This window comes from Streptomyces sp. NPDC048270 (assembly GCF_040652335.1).
GTDB lineage: Bacteria > Actinomycetota > Actinomycetes > Streptomycetales > Streptomycetaceae > Streptomyces.
Genome location: NZ_JBEZLV010000017.1, coordinates 20106 through 34480 on the forward strand (window position 1 = coordinate 20106; position 14375 = coordinate 34480).

The 14375-nt window shown below is 73.6% G+C and carries 10 protein-coding genes; 4 read left to right on the forward strand and 6 right to left on the reverse strand.

Features of this window, described 5'->3' with window-relative positions; genetic code table 11:
* Positions 1-19: 19 nt before the first annotated feature.
* Positions 20-457, reverse strand: coding sequence for a MarR family transcriptional regulator (locus tag AB0D66_RS17030; protein ID WP_362303244.1), 438 nt, complete (start codon positions 455-457; stop codon positions 20-22).
* A 120-nt stretch (positions 458-577) separates the two neighbouring features.
* On the opposite strand from AB0D66_RS17030, the gene AB0D66_RS17035 reads away from it, so the two are divergent.
* Entirely contained in the window at positions 578-760 is a 183-nt protein-coding gene (locus AB0D66_RS17035; RefSeq protein ID WP_030156886.1) for a hypothetical protein, read from the forward strand.
* A 27-nt stretch (positions 761-787) separates the two neighbouring features.
* On the opposite strand, the gene AB0D66_RS17040 is transcribed toward AB0D66_RS17035, so the two are convergent.
* Positions 788-2248 carry an NCS2 family permease gene (locus AB0D66_RS17040; protein WP_362303247.1) on the reverse strand — a complete coding sequence of 487 codons (1461 nt, stop codon included), beginning with the start codon at positions 2246-2248 and terminating at the stop codon, positions 788-790.
* 166 nt (positions 2249-2414) lie between these two features.
* Between AB0D66_RS17040 and AB0D66_RS17045 the strand changes: the two genes are divergently transcribed.
* Entirely contained in the window at positions 2415-2741 is a 327-nt protein-coding gene (locus AB0D66_RS17045) for a DUF2530 domain-containing protein (RefSeq protein WP_362303249.1), read from the forward strand.
* Between the two features lie 156 nt (positions 2742-2897).
* The gene (locus AB0D66_RS17050) at positions 2898-5351 is read left to right on the forward strand and encodes a cation-translocating P-type ATPase (protein ID WP_362303252.1); all 2454 of its coding nucleotides are present in this window, start codon (positions 2898-2900) and stop codon (positions 5349-5351) included.
* 55 nt (positions 5352-5406) lie between these two features.
* Here AB0D66_RS17050 and AB0D66_RS17055 read toward each other — a convergent pair whose 3' ends face one another.
* The 4 genes from AB0D66_RS17055 to serC form a co-directional block, all read right to left on the reverse strand.
* A complete protein-coding gene (locus AB0D66_RS17055; protein ID WP_362303255.1) occupies positions 5407-8571 on the reverse strand; it encodes a molecular chaperone Hsp90 in 3165 nt (1054 codons plus the stop codon).
* Between the two features lie 57 nt (positions 8572-8628).
* On the reverse strand, positions 8629-9138 hold the full coding sequence (locus AB0D66_RS17060; protein WP_362303258.1) for a class F sortase: 510 nt from the start codon (positions 9136-9138) through the stop codon (positions 8629-8631).
* A 41-nt stretch (positions 9139-9179) separates the two neighbouring features.
* On the reverse strand, positions 9180-9968 hold the full coding sequence (locus AB0D66_RS17065; protein WP_362303260.1) for a hypothetical protein: 789 nt from the start codon (positions 9966-9968) through the stop codon (positions 9180-9182).
* 265 nt (positions 9969-10233) lie between these two features.
* Entirely contained in the window at positions 10234-11352 is a 1119-nt protein-coding gene (gene serC / locus AB0D66_RS17070; protein ID WP_362303263.1) for a phosphoserine transaminase, read from the reverse strand.
* Between the two features lie 148 nt (positions 11353-11500).
* Here serC and AB0D66_RS17075 point away from each other — a divergent pair, with 148 nt between their 5' ends.
* Positions 11501-14365, forward strand: a complete 2865-nt coding sequence (locus tag AB0D66_RS17075) for an FAD-binding and (Fe-S)-binding domain-containing protein (protein WP_362303266.1) — start codon at positions 11501-11503, stop codon at positions 14363-14365.
* Positions 14366-14375 lie beyond the last annotated feature (10 nt).

The window sequence follows — 14375 nt, forward strand, 5'->3', positions numbered from 1 at the left end:
CGCCTCCTGGCGTCGTTCCTTACAGGTGCGCGAGCTTCTCCAGGACGGGCGCCGCCTCGCGCAGCTTGGCCCATTCGTCCTCGGTCAGCTCTGCCGCGAGCCCGGCCAGGAAGGCGTTGCGCTTGCGGCGGCTCTCTTCGAGCATCGCTTCGGCCTCCTCCGTCTGGCGGACCACCTTCTGGCGGCGGTCGTCGGGGTGCGGTTCCAGCGTGACCAGTCCCTTGGCTTCCAGCAACGCGACGATGCGCGTCATCGAAGGCGGCTGTACGTGTTCCCGGCGGGCCAGCTCACCGGGGGTGGCCTGGCCGCAGCGGGCGAGGGTGCCGAGGACCGACATCTCGGTCGGGCTCAGCGATTCGTCGACGCGCTGGTGCTTCAGGCGCCGGCCCAGCCGCATGACGGCGGAGCGGAGGTCGTTCACGGCGGCAGCATCGTCGCCATGGGTAAGGTCACGCATGTTCTTTAGAATAACTCATTACTCTAGCTAAGGAAAACCATAAACCGGCCGTCACTCGTACGGGTGAGTCGGCGGCGGAAAGTGACACGCGTCCATGCCCGCTGCCCCGACTCTTTCGGCATGGGGACACATGTGCTGAGCATGCGCATAGACGGGGAGCTCCTCGACAGGCTCCGGACTCATGCCGCCAAACGCGGAATGAGCGTCCAGGACTACGTGGTCCGGACGCTCATTCGCGATGACTTCGACGAGCGCTTCAAGGCGGCCGTCGACGAGACGGAGAAGTTCTACGGGCTGACGTGAGCCTTCACGCCGGCCCGCGCGCGACCCCTACGTGAGGCCGAGGGCCGGCATCGCGTAGTAGAAGACGAACACCGCCGACACCACGTACATGGCCACGGGGACCTCGCGGCCCCGGCCGGTCGCGGCGCGCAGCACGCAGAAGCTCACGAAGCCGATGCCGATGCCGTTGGTGATCGAGTAGGTGAAGGGCATCATCACCATGGCCAGGAAGGCCGGGACGGCGATGGTGAAGTCGCTCCAGTCGATGTCCTTGACCGAGCCCGCCAGGATCAGGAAGCCGACCGCCACCAGGGCGGGGGTGGCCGCCTGGGACGGGACCATGGTGGCGAGCGGGGTCAGGAACAGGGCCACGGTGAACAGGCCGCCGGTCACGACGTTCGCCAGGCCGGTACGGGCGCCCTCGCCGACCCCGGCCGTGGACTCCACGAAGCAGGTGGTGGCCGAGGAGGAGGTCGCGCCGCCCGAGGCGACCGCCAGGCCGTCGATCAGCAGGACCCGGTTGATGCCGGGGAAGTTGCCGTCCTTGTCGATCAGCTTGGCCTCGTCGCCGACGCCGAGGATCGTTCCCATGGCGTCGAAGAAGCAGGACAGCAGCACGGTGAAGACGAACAGGACGCCGGTCAGCATCCCGACCTTCCCGAAGCCGCCGAACAGGCTGACCTGGCCGACGAGCCCGAAGTCGGGGGCGGCCACCGGGTTGCCCGGCCACGCGGGGACGGTCAGGCCCCAGGCCTCGCCGGGCAGGTCGGCGACGAGCTGGACGGCGACCGCGACGACCGTCATGGCGACGATGGAGATCAGGATCGCGCCCGGGGTCTTGCGGATCAGCAGGGCGAGGGTCAGCAGCACGCCGACGGCGAAGATCAGCACGGGCCAGCCGTGCAGGTGGCCGCCCGTTCCGAGCTGGAGCGGGACGGTGGTGTGCGCGGCGTCGGGGATGCGGGTGACGAAGCCCGAGTCGACCAGGCCGATCAGCATGATGAACAGGCCGATGCCGATGGCGATGCCCTTGCGCAGGCCCACCGGGACGGCGTTCATCACGCGCTCGCGCAGGCCGGTGGCGACCAGCAGCATCACCACGAAGCCGGCCAGCACCACCATGCCCATGGCGTCGGCCCAGCTCATGCGCGGGGCGAGCTGGAGGGCGACGACGGTGTTGACGCCGAGGCCGGCGGCGAGGGCGATCGGGACGTTGCCGATGACGCCCATGAGGAGCGTGGTGAACGCGGCCGTCAGGACGGTCGCGGTGACGAGCTGGCCGCCGTCGAGCTGGTGCCCGTACATGTCCTTCGCGCTGCCCAGGATGATCGGGTTCAGCACGATGATGTAGGCCATCGCGAAGAAGGTCGCGAAGCCGCCGCGGACCTCGCGGGCGATGGTCGAGCCGCGCTCGGAGATCCGGAAGTGGCGGTCGAGGACCGAGGTCTCCCGAGGGCCGGGTTCCGGGGCGCTGGCCGCGGAGGCGGGGGCCGGGGCAGGGGTGCTCATACGGTCCTCATTGGGTGGTTCATACGAAGAAAATGGGCCACGCCCAAACCGTTTCAGTATGAACACATGAACAAACGGGCGTCCATCTCCGCGCGTAGACCCCGTGGGGGCCGCCGTAAGCCCCACGCGGGGACCGCGGGAGCCGGCGCCCGCCTAGACTTGCCGCATGGCGAAATGGACTCCGAAGCACGAGGCGCCCGAGCCCCTTGAGGGTCCGGTCGTCGCCACCGTCACCGGCGGCACGATCCTCTGGTTCGTCCTCTTCGTCGTCCAGCTCCCCTTCTACGGGTGGTTCTCCGACCGGGGACAGCTGTGGTGGGTCTGGACCTGCGCGGCCGGCGGCTTCCTCGGCCTGATCGGCATCTGGTACGTCCGGGGCCGCGACGCCGCCCTCAAACGCCACGCGGCCGCCGCCACCGCCCCGGCCGGCCCGGAGCGCCCGGCCGGCCCGGAGCGTCAGGCCGGCCCGGAGCGCCACCCCGGCCAGGCCTGACACTCCAGCCGGAACCCCGACACCCCCCCCCGTCGGCGAAACCCCGACCCGGCGGGTCGCGCAAGGGGGACCAGGGGAGGATTGGGGTCATCCCGAAGTCGGATCTTCGGACTTCTCGGCGGGTGAAGCGTTCGAACCCCCCTTACCGTCGGAAGCATGACGCAGCGGGCGAAGATCGATCAGGACGGGCCGGAGCCGGCCGGCGGCGCCATCGACGCGGGGGCCGAGCTGGACCCCGTCCACCCGATGCGCCCGCCCGCGCCCCGGTTCAAGCCCGGCGGCCTGACCACCGCCGAGGTGGCGGAACGCGTTGCGCGCGGGGACGTCAACGACGTCCCCGTCCGCAGCAGCCGCTCCACCGTGGACATCGTCCGCGCCAACGTCTTCACCCGCTTCAACGCGATCATCGGCGTGCTCTGGGTGATCATGCTGATCGTCGCGCCGATCCAGGACAGCCTCTTCGGTTTCGTGATCATCGCGAACACCGGCATCGGCATCATCCAGGAACTGCGCGCCAAGAAGACCCTCGACAGCCTCGCCGTCATCGGCGAGGCCAAACCCAGCGTCCGCCGCGACGGCAGGACCGCCGAGATCTCCACCTCCGAGATCGTCCTCGGCGACGTCATCGAACTCGGCCCCGGCGACAAGGTCGTCGTCGACGGCGCCGTCGGCGAGGCCGAGGGCCTGGAGATCGACGAGTCCCTCCTCACCGGCGAGGCCGACCCCGTCCTGAAGAAGCCCGGCGACCAGGTCATGTCCGGCTCCTTCGTCGTCGCCGGCGGCGGCGCCTTCACCGCCACCAAGGTCGGCCGCGAGGCCTACGCCGCCCAGCTGGCCGAAGAGGCCTCCCGCTTCACCCTCGTCCACTCCGAGCTGCGCTCCGGCATCTCCACCATCCTCAAGTACGTCACCTGGATGATGATCCCGACCTCCATCGGCCTCATCATCAGTCAGCTGGTCGTCAAGGACTCCAACCTCAAGGACTCCATCGCCCGCACCGTCGGCGGCATCGTCCCGATGATCCCCGAGGGCCTCGTCCTGCTCACCTCCGTGGCCTTCGCGATCGGCGTCATCCGCCTCGGCCGCAAGCAGTGCCTGGTCCAGGAGCTGCCCGCCATCGAGGGCCTCGCCCGCGTCGACGTGGTCTGCCTCGACAAGACCGGCACCCTCACCGAGGGCGGCATGGACATCACCGAGCTCCGTCCGCTCGGCGGCGCGGACCCCTCGTACGTCAAGAAGGTCCTCGGCGCCCTCGGCGAGTCCGACCCGCGCCCCAACGCCAGCCTCCAGGCCATCATCGACGCCTACCCCGACAGCGCGGAGTGGCGCTGCACCGAGTCCCTCCCCTTCTCCTCAGCCCGCAAGTACAGCGGCGCGAGCTTCAGCGAGGGCGACGGTGAGAACAACACCTGGCTGCTGGGCGCCCCCGACGTGCTGCTCCCCACCGGGGACCCCGCCCTCGACGAGATCAACGACCTCAACGAACAGGGCCTACGGGTCCTCCTGCTGGCCCGCTCCGCCCGCGAACTCGACGACGAGGCCGTGGCCACCGGCGTGCGGCCCACCGCCCTCGTCGTCCTCGAACAGCGGCTGCGCCCCGACGCCGCCGACACGCTGCGCTACTTCGAGGACCAGGACGTCAAGGCGAAGGTCATCTCCGGCGACAACGCCGTCTCCGTCGGCGCGGTCGCCGGCAAGCTGGGCCTCCCGGGCGCCGAGAACACCGTGGACGCCCGCAAGCTGCCCACCGAACAGGCCGGCATGGCGCAGGCCCTCGACGCCAACTCCGTCTTCGGCCGCGTCACCCCGCAGCAGAAGCGGGACATGGTCGGCGCCCTCCAGTCCCGGGGCCACACGGTCGCCATGACCGGCGACGGCGTCAACGACGTCCTCGCCCTCAAGGACGCCGACATCGGCGTCTCGATGGGATCCGGCTCCGAGGCCACCCGGGCCGTGGCCCAGATCGTCCTCCTCAACAACAGCTTCTCGACCCTCCCCTCGGTGGTCGCCGAGGGCCGCCGGGTCATCGGCAACATCACCCGCGTCGCGACGCTCTTCCTCACGAAGACGGTCTACTCGGTCCTCCTCGCGATCCTGGTGGTCTGCTCCCAGGTCGAGTACCCGTTCCTGCCCCGCCACCTGACCCTGCTGTCCACCCTCACCATCGGCATCCCGGCCTTCTTCCTGGCCCTCGCCCCGAACAAGGAACGCGCGAAGCCGCACTTCGTGAAACGGGTGATGCGCTACGCCATCCCCGGCGGCGTGATCGCGGCGACGGCCACCTTCGTCACGTACCTGGTCGCCCGAGCCCACTACGCCGGCCCGGACGCCCTCAAGTCCGAGACCAGCGCGGCCACCCTGACCCTGTTCCTCACCTCGATGTGGGTCCTGGCGATCATCGCCCGCCCGTACACGTGGTGGCGGGTGGGCCTGGTCGGCGCGATGGGCGGCGCCTTCCTGATCGTCCTGGTCGTCCCCTGGCTCCAGGACTTCTTCCAGCTCAAGCTGCAGGGCGCAACGATGCCGTGGATCGCGGTGGGAGTGGCGGCGGCCGCCGCGACCCTGATCGAGTTCACGTTCCGCTGGGTGGACCGCAAGTTCCCGGCGTAGGGGGCACGGGAGGCGTACGGGGCTCCGGCGGCGCCTCCCGCGGCGCGGGCACGACCTAGTCGAACCACCTGTCCCGGGCCAGTTCCGCGGTCCGGGACGGGTCCTCCAGGAGGGCGGCGACCTCGAAGCGGCGGGGCCATTGGCCCGAGGACCAGGCCAGGCCGGCGGCCACGCCCTCCAGGGTGGAGGCGTGGACGGTGCCGTCGGGGGTGTGGCGCCAGTCCAGTTCGATGCCGCCCGCGATCAGTTCCTCGTGCTCCAGGTACGTGGCCGGGGTCGCCGGGCCGAGCAGGATGCGGACCGGCTCCGGGACCTCGTGTTCCTCGCCCGGGGTGGTGACCTCCGCCGGGACCGTGTCCGAGAGGCGGCGGACCTGGAGGAGGTCGGCCAGGTCCGCGGCGCGGGACGGGGCGACCGGGAGGAGGGGCAGGCCCTCCGTCAGGGGGAGCAGGTCCGGGGCGTCCGCGATGACCGCGTCCGTCGCGTCCACCACCCGGACCTCGCCGTCCACCACCGCGCGCAGCTCGTCCGGGAGGGTGACCTGCTCGGGGTCCAGATCGGCCAGCGCCGAGTACAGGCCGTGCAGCTGGCGGCCCGTCACCTCGCGGTCCGGGTCCGCGAGACGGGCCAGGAGCTCGGCCGCGCCGCCCGGTTCGTCCAGCAGGGCCGGCACGGTGGTCCGTACGCCCAGGGCCCGCAGGACCTGCTCGTCCTCGAAGCCGGTGGCGTCCGCCGGGGTGTAGAGGCCGGCAAGCAGCGGGTCGCCGCCCGCCGCGCGCAGGCCCGCCGGGCGGCGGCCGTCGAGCACCGGGTGGTCGCGCAGCCACCAGGCGGTGTACGGGCGCACCGACTGCGTGGTGCCGTCCGGGAGCAGGACGCGCACGGGCTGGGTCAGCGCGTCGCGCAGCGGGGGCTGCGCGAGCATCGCCAGGGCCTGGGGCCAGCAGTCGTCGTCGACCAGGTCCAGGTCGCGGACCGCGACCAGTTCGGTGGCCACCGGCGGCACCGGGGTGTCCGGCAGCTGGTCCAGGACGTCCTCGCACCACACGTCGACCGCGTCCAGCAGGCCCGCGTCGTCCGGTTCCGCGAAGTCCCCTTCGCGCGGCTCCAGTTCGTCCGGATCGAGCACCACGTCGGTGGCGCGGACCAGCTGGAACGTGGCCAGCACCCCGCACGCGGTGAGGGTGTCCGCGTCCCAGCGGCCGACCAGTTCCGCGTCCACGTACGGGACCTCGTCCTCGCGGATGACCGAGGCCAGCGGCGATCCGGGCAGCAGCAGCTCGCCGGCCGGGGTCGGCTCACCGTCCTCGTCCGGGAGGGCCAGCGCGCCCAGCCAGGGCTCGTCACCCGGTGCCAGCTCCGCGTCCCGGACCAGGCCCAGGACCACGTCGGCCAGCTCCTCCGGGTCCAGGGCGTCCTCGTCCCAGATCTCGCCCGCGTCCATCGAGCCGGCCACCGCCGCCCGCACCTGCGGGGTCGTCAGGACGGCCCGCGCGGTGGCCGGGAGGGCGCCGAGCTTCTCCAGCAGCGGGTGCGCGGCCTCCGGGTGGGCCACCTTCAGCCCCAGCCGGGCCAGGTCCGCCGGGGTGTCGGCGTACGGCAGGAGGACGTGGCGCGGCCCGATCGTCGTACGGCCGTCGGCGAGCGGCACGGGCAGCCCGGACAGCCGGTCCGGGTCGACGCCGGCGAGCGAGTCGTAGAGCCGGTGCCACCACTCGGGGGTCCGCTCGATGCCCGCGATGCGCTCGATGGCGTCACCGAGCGGCAGCCGGCCCACGCCCAGGGTGCGCAGCTCGGCGCGGCGCTCCAGGCCGGCCGGGAGCAGGGTCGGCAGGACCTCGGCGAGGACCCGTACGGTGTCGGCGCCCGCGCCCTCCACCACCTCGGCCTCGAAGGGGCGCAGGGCGGCCCGCTCCTCGGCGTGCTCGGGCGGCGCGGCGGGCGCGAGGAACGCCGTACGGGGGAGCCGCCGGAGCACGGCGGCGCGCAGGGCCCCGTCCAGCTCGCCCTTGCCGAGCGGGCCGGGGACGAGGTCCACCAGGCCGGTGGTCACCGGGTCCCAGGAGCCGAGGAGTTCGGCGTACGCGTCGGCCGCGCGCTCCACGAGGAAGTCGGTCAGCGGGCCCGGCGCGGGGTGCCGGCGGGTGGTGTCCAGCGGCAGGCTCGCGATGAGCAGGGCGGGGATGCCCAGCGGTTCGTCGGTGGGGGTCGGCGCGTGCACGACGGGCGCGGTGGCCGGGTGCAGCGGCGCGCCCTCGGTGTCGACGGGCACGGCCCAGGACACCGACCAGAAGGGCCGCAGCCGTTCCTCCACGGGCCGGTCGGCGAGCAGGGCCTTCTCGACGGGGCCGCCGTGGCGGACGGTGCGCCAGCGGTTGGTGCCCGACCGGGAGTCCTCGATGACGGCGTAGGGGCCCTCGTCGCGGCGGTACAGGGTGCGGGCGGGGCCGGCCGGCGTCTCGACGACGACCTCGCGCAGCCCGGGCAGGGTGAGCAGCAGGGCGTCGTCGATGCCGGTGAGGAGCCGCTCGACGAGGTCCTCGGCGGCGGCGTCGCGCAGCGGGAGGACCACGACGGTGTCGTAGCCCTCGGGGGCGGTGCCCTCGGCGGGCAGCGGGAGCCGCAGCAGCGGGACGTGGCCGTCGCGGCGGCGCAGTTCGTCGCCGAGGCCGGGACTGCCGACGGCGGCGCCGCGGGCCAGTTCGCGGGCCTCGGCGAGGGACCAGCGGACGCCGCCGTGGCGGCCGAGGACGGCGGGCTCGTCGGACACCGCGAGGACGGCCGCGAAGCCGACGCCGAAGCGGCCGACGGGGCCGCCGGAGCCGGAGCCGGAGCCGGAGCCGGGCCCGGTTCCCGTTCCGGCGCCCGCCGGCTCCCGCTTCGCGGAGGCGCGCAGGGTGCTCAGCGATTCCACGCCCGTCGCGTCCAGCGGAGCACCGGTGTTGGCGGCGGCCAGGACCGCGTGTCCGCCCTCGCCCGCGTGCAGGGTGAGCCGCAGCCGGCCCGGCACCCCCGCCCGGGCCGCGGCGTCGGCGGCGTTCTGGGCCAGTTCCACGACCAGCCGGTCCCGGTAGCCGCCGAGCGCCAGGTCCTCCTCGGCGTTGGCGTCCTCGCGGAACCGCGCCGGGCCGGCGCCCCAGGCGTCGAGCACCCCGCGCCGCAGCCGGGCCGTGCCGAAGGGGTCCACGCCGCTCTGGGCCGCCGTCACTCGCACGCTCACGCCGCTGCCTCCACGCTGTGCTGCCTTCAAGAACTCCTGAAGGTACCGCCTGCGGGGCTACCGCTTGCCCGTGAGGTGCGCGAACACCACGACGTTGGCATCCCAGTGGCGGTCCTGGGTGAGGTTGCCGCCGCAGGTGATCAGGCGGAGCTCCGCCTTGCCGTGGGTGTCCCCGTAGACCTTGTCGGTCGGGAACGCGTCCTTCTTGAAGGTGTCGACCCCGTCGACGGCGAACACCGCGGTCGTGCCGTCGGCCCGGTGGACCTCGATCTGCTCGTCCTTCTTCAGGCTCTTGAGGTCGAAGAAGACGGCCTTCGGGGCCTGCGGGGTGTCCATGTGCCCGACGATCGCGGCCGCGCCCGGCTCGCCGGGCGTGGGGCCCTGGTCGTACCAGGCCGCGTCCCGGGGTTTGGCGAAGTCGGGTTCCCGCATGACCCCCTGGGAGTCCAGGCCGACCGTATCGAGCGGGGCGTCCACCTTGATGTCGGGGATCTCGACGCGGTCCGGGACGGACGGCGGGAGCGAGGCGGCCGCGGCCGCCCCGGCGGAGCGGCGCCGGACGGGCATCGGGAACGCCGGCGGGAGCGGACCCGGATGCGGGTGCGGACTCAGGCATTGCCGGCCTCGGGGGCGTGAGCGGCCGGCGCCTCACCGGTGTTCACGGAACCCTTGGGCTTCTTGTGCTCGCTCGGCTTCAGCGGCTGGGGCTTCGGCTGCGGCTTCACGTCCGGGGTGCCGCCCTTGCCCTCGGTGGAGAACTTGACGGTGTCGAACTGCTTGCCGCCCGCGAAGGCCTGGACGCCGTAGTAGCCGGTCTTGACGTCCTTGGCCACCACCGCGGTGCCGGTCCAGGTGCCGTGGCCGTCGCTCTTCAGGTTGACCTGGCCGCCGAAGGCGTCGGACTTGACGAAGGCGTTCTTCTCGCCGGTCTTGATGGTGACGACGACCTTGTCGCCGGGCCGGCCGAAGTCGGTGGACAGCCGCACGCTCGCCGGCTGCGGGGCGGGCTGGTCGCCCTTCTTGACGGTCAGCTGCGCGGTGGCCTGGAGCTTGGCGCCGTCGGGGCCGGTGCCGGTCAGGGAGACGCCGTACGTGCCCTCCGCGACGTCGGCGACGGTGGCGGTGCCGCCCCGGCCCTCGGTCATCTTCACGGCGGCCAGGGCCTTGGAGGAGACGGCCAGGTGCGTCGAGCCGTCCGGCACGTCCATCTGGAAGCTCACGGAGGCGCCCGGCTTGGCGCTGGAGGCCGACAGCTTCAGGCTCGCGGCGGCCGCCGGGGCGCCCGTGCTCGCCGACGCGGTGGGGGCCGGGGCGTCGGCTGCGAAAGCGGTGGTGGCGCCGCCGAGGGCCAGCGACGAGGCGAGGGCGATCGCCGAAAGGGTGAGTGCCTTGCGCATGGGGTTACCTCCTGAACGGGCCGGGGTTTTCCCGGCACACCAGACATGAGGGACATCCTGGGCGCGTGGTTGCGGGCAGCCGCAGGGGCGGGGAGGGCCCCGGTCGAAGGTCCTCCGGCATAAAGCCGCAGGCGGGAAGGCGGGCCGGGAACCTCCCTTGGCAGCCCCTTTGCCGCGATTTTTGAGACCAAAGTCCCGGAGGCGGCGGCCGGACACGACGGAGCCCCCGGTGACACGAGGTCACCGGGGGCTCCGGGTCAAGCCGTCAGAGCTTCTCGATCACGTAGTCGATGCACGCGGTCAGCGCCTGCACGTCCGCCGGGTCGATCGCCGGGAACATTGCGATGCGGAGCTGGTTGCGGCCGAGCTTGCGGTACGGCTCGGTGTCCACGATCCCGTTGGCGCGCAGCACCTTGGCGACGGCGGCCGCGTCGATGTCGTCCGAGAAGTCGATCGTGCCGATGACGGCGGAGCGCTTGTCGGCGTCCACGACGAACGGGGTCGCGTACTTGGACGCCTCGGCCCAGCCGTACAGGTTGCGCGCGCTGGCCGCCGTACGCCCGGTCGTGAACTCCAGACCGCCCTGGCCGTTCATCCACTCCAGCTGCTCGTTCAGCAGGAAGAGGGTGGACAGCGCCGGGGTGTTGTACGTCTGGTTCTTCAGCGAGTTGTCGATCGCCGTCGGCAGCGAGAAGAACTCCGGGATGTGCCGGCCCGACGCGTGCACGCGGGCGGCCCGCTCCAGCGCGGCCGGGGAGAACGCCGCCAGCCACAGGCCGCCGTCCGAGGCGAAGGACTTCTGCGGGGCGAAGTAGTAGACGTCCGTCTCGGTGATGTCCACCGGCAGACCGCCGGCGCCCGAGGTCGCGTCCACCAGGACGAGCGACCCGGCGTCCGCGCCGGCGACGCGCTTGACCGGCGCCGCGACACCCGTCGAGGTCTCGTTGTGGGTGTACGCGTACACGTCCACGCCCGCCTCGGCCTGCGGCTCCGGGTGGGTGCCGGGGTCGGAGGAGATGACGGTCGGCGCGTCCAGCCACGGCGCGAGCTTCGCGGCCTTGGCGAACTTCGAGGAGAACTCGCCGAAGGTGAGGTGCTGGGACTTCTGCTCGATCAGCCCGTGGGTCGCGATGTCCCAGAAGGCGGTGGAGCCGCCGTTGCCCAGGATCACCTCGTAGCCCTCGGGGAGGGAGAAGAGGTCCCGGAGCCCCTGACGCACCGAGCCGACCAGGTTCTTTACCGGGGCCTGGCGGTGCGAGGTTCCGAGCAGGGAGGTACCGGTGGCGGCGAGGGCGTCCAGCGCCTCGGTCCGCACCTTGGAGGGGCCCGCGCCGAAGCGTCCGTCGGCGGGCTTGATGTCAGCGGGAATCTGGATCTCGGCCACGAGCGGAGCGTATCGGGTCCCGGTCCGCCCCTCGGAGGTGCGTCCACCCGATGAGACGCACGGTGCACCGGGGATGGGACGTGGAGGAGGGGGCCCGGGTGGCGCCCGCAGCCCCCGCCGAACCCCCAGCGGTGGCAGGGTGGACGCCGTGACGACACCCGGGGAACTCGAACGGACCTTGCGGGCGGAGCTGCGCGGGGAAGTGGACTTCGGTGCCGCGGCCCGGGCACTGATGACCATGGACGCCTCGAACTACCGGCGCGTGCCCGTCGGCGTCGTCGCCCCGCGCGACGCCGACGACGTGGCGGCCGCGCTGCGCGTGTGCGCCGCGGCCGGGGTCCCCGTCGTCCCGCGCGGCGGCGGGACCTCCATCGCCGGGCAGGCCACCGGCACCGGCGTGGTGCTCGACCTCACCCGCCACATGAACGCCCTGGTCTCCGTGGACCCGGCCGCGCGCCTCGCCGTGGTCCAGCCCGGGCTGGTCCTGGACCGGCTGCGCGACGCGGTGCGCCCGTACGGCCTGACCTTCGGCCCGGACCCCTCCACCCACTCCCGCTGCACCCTCGGCGGCATGATCGGCAACAACGCGTGCGGGGCCCACTCGGTCGCCTGGGGCACCACAGCCGACAACGTGGCCGAGCTGGCGGTGACGGCGTACGGCGGCGCCGCCCACCGGATCGGGACGGGCTGGTCCGGAGCGCCGCAGGGCCTGCGCGAGCTGGTCGAGGGGAACCTGGCCGTCCTGCGCACCGGGATGGCGGGCGGGTTCTCCCGGCGGATCTCCGGCTACGGGGGGCTCGACGCGCTGCTGCCCGAGCGGGGCGTGCAGCTCGCGCGGGCGTTCTGCGGGAGCGAGGGCACGCTCGGGGTGGTCACCGAGGCGGTGGTGCGCCTGGTCGAGCTGCCGCCCGCGCCGGCGCTGGCGGTGCTCGGGTACGGGGACGAGAGCGCGGCGGCGGACGCGGCCGCCGGGCTGCTGGCGTACCGGCCGCTCACGGTGGAGGGGATGGCGCAGGACCTGGTGCGCGGCGCCGCCGGACTGCCGCGGGGCGGGGCCTGGCTGTTCGTGGAGATGCGGGACGAGGGCGCGGCGCGCGAGCTCGTACGGGGCGCGGACGCGCTCGACGCGGTGGTGGTCGCCGACCCGGCGGCGCAGCGGGCGCTGTGGCGGATCCGGGAGGACGCGGCGGGGACGGCGACGCGGATGCCCGCGGGCGCGTCCGCGACGGGGTCCGGGGGAATGCCCGCGGGCACCTCCCCGACGGGGCCCGGGGGAGGGGACATGGCCTGGCCCGGCTGGGAGGACTGCGCGGTGCCGCCGGCCCGGCTCGGCGCATACCTGCGGGAGTTCCGCGCGCTGCTGGCGCGGCACGGGCTGCGCGGATCGCCGTACGGGCACTTCGGCGAGGGCTGTGTGCACGTGCGGATCGACTTCGACCTCGCGTCGGCCCGGGGGGTGGCCCGCTTCCGGGCCTTCTCCTCCGACATGGCGGACCTGGTGGTGTCCCACGGCGGCTCGCTGTCCGGGGAGCACGGGGACGGGCAGGCGCGGGCGGAGCTGCTGCCGAGGATGTACGGGGCGGAGGTGGTCCGCCTCTTCGGCGCGTACAAGGACGTGTGGGACCCGGCGGGCGGCATGAACCCGGGGATGCTGGTCCGCCCGCACCGCCTCGACGAGAACCTCCGCTTCGCCGTCCTGCCGGACTCCGCCTTCGCGGGGGAGGTGGCCCGGTGCGTCGGGGTCGCGAAGTGCCGCTCGGCCGACGCGGGCGGGCCGGGGGTGATGTGCCCGTCGTACCGGGCCACGGGGGAGGAGCGGCACTCCACGCGGGGCCGGGCCCGGCTGCTGCACGAGATGCTGGCGGGCGAGGTCGTACGGGACGGCTGGCGCTCGCCGGAGGTCGCCGAGGCGCTGGACCTCTGCCTGGGCTGCAAGGGGTGCCTCAGCGACTGCCCGGTGGGCGTGGACATGGCCTCGTACAAAGCGGAGTTCCTGTACCGCCACTGGTCGGGGCGCATCCGCCCCCTCGCGCACTACACCCTGGGCGGCCTCCCGGCCTGGCTCCGCCTGATCGCCCGGCTGCGGGGCGCGCGGGCGGCGAACGCCCTGGCCCGCCGGATCCGCGTGCCGGGCCTCGCCCGCGAACGCTCCCTGCCGGAACTGCCCCGCGAACCGTTCACCCGCACGCACCGCGGGATGGGGCGGGGGGAGGGGCGGGGACGGGGTCCGGGGGCCGCGGCTGCGGCCGTGGCTCCGGTCCCGCCCGCCGTCACCCTGTGGCCCGACACGTTCACGGAGTACCTCGCCCCGGAGGTCGGCCACGCGGCCGTCCGCGTGCTCGAGGCCGCCGGTCTCACCGTCGCCGTCCCCGCCGGCCAGGTGTGCTGCGGCCTGACCTACCTCTCCACCGGCCGCCTCGACCGGGCCCGCAAGGTCCTGCGCCGCACGCTGGCCGCCGTCGGCGCGCACCCCGGCCCCGTCGTCGTCCTCGAACCCAGCTGCGCCGCGGCCCTCCGCACCGACCTGCCCGCCCTGCTCCCCGACGACCCCCGGGCCAAAGCCCTGGCGGCAGCCGTCCGCACCCTCGCCGAGACCCTGGAGGAGTACGCGCCGCACTGGCGGCCGCCCCGCCTCGACCGGCCGGTCACCGGCCAGACCCACTGCCACCAGCACGCGGTGCTCGGCGACGCCGCCGACCGGCGGCTGCGCGAGCGGGCCGGGCTCACCGGCGAGCTCAGCGGCGGCTGCTGCGGCCTGGCCGGCAACTTCGGCTTCGAGCCGGGCCACCACGAGGTGTCGGTGGCCTGTGCGCAGGAGCAGCTCCTGCCGTCGCTGCGGGCGGCCCCGCCGGACGCCGCCGTCCAGGCCGACGGCTTCTCCTGCCGCACCCAGATCGCCCAGCTGGGCGGAGTCCGGGCCCGGCACCTGGCGGAACTCCTGGCGGACGGGCTGGACGGGCTGGACGGGCTGGACGACGAGCGGGGGGAACAAGGCGGGCGGGGACCCGTGTAAGGCAAGACAC

What these genes read in the sequence shown, in the direction of transcription:
- AB0D66_RS17035 (WP_030156886.1), top strand. Translation starts at nt 578, where the DNA reads ATGGGGACACATGTGCTGAGCATGCGCATAGACGGGGAGCTCCTCGAC.
- AB0D66_RS17065 (WP_362303260.1), bottom strand. Translation starts at nt 9,968, where the DNA reads ATGCGCAAGGCACTCACCCTTTCGGCGATCGCCCTCGCCTCGTCGCTG.
- AB0D66_RS17030 (WP_362303244.1), bottom strand. Translation starts at nt 457, where the DNA reads ATGCGTGACCTTACCCATGGCGACGATGCTGCCGCCGTGAACGACCTC.
- AB0D66_RS17045 (WP_362303249.1), top strand. Translation starts at nt 2,415, where the DNA reads ATGGCGAAATGGACTCCGAAGCACGAGGCGCCCGAGCCCCTTGAGGGT.
- AB0D66_RS17040 (WP_362303247.1), bottom strand. Translation starts at nt 2,248, where the DNA reads ATGAGCACCCCTGCCCCGGCCCCCGCCTCCGCGGCCAGCGCCCCGGAA.
- AB0D66_RS17060 (WP_362303258.1), bottom strand. Translation starts at nt 9,138, where the DNA reads ATGCCCGTCCGGCGCCGCTCCGCCGGGGCGGCCGCGGCCGCCTCGCTC.
- AB0D66_RS17050 (WP_362303252.1), top strand. Translation starts at nt 2,898, where the DNA reads ATGACGCAGCGGGCGAAGATCGATCAGGACGGGCCGGAGCCGGCCGGC.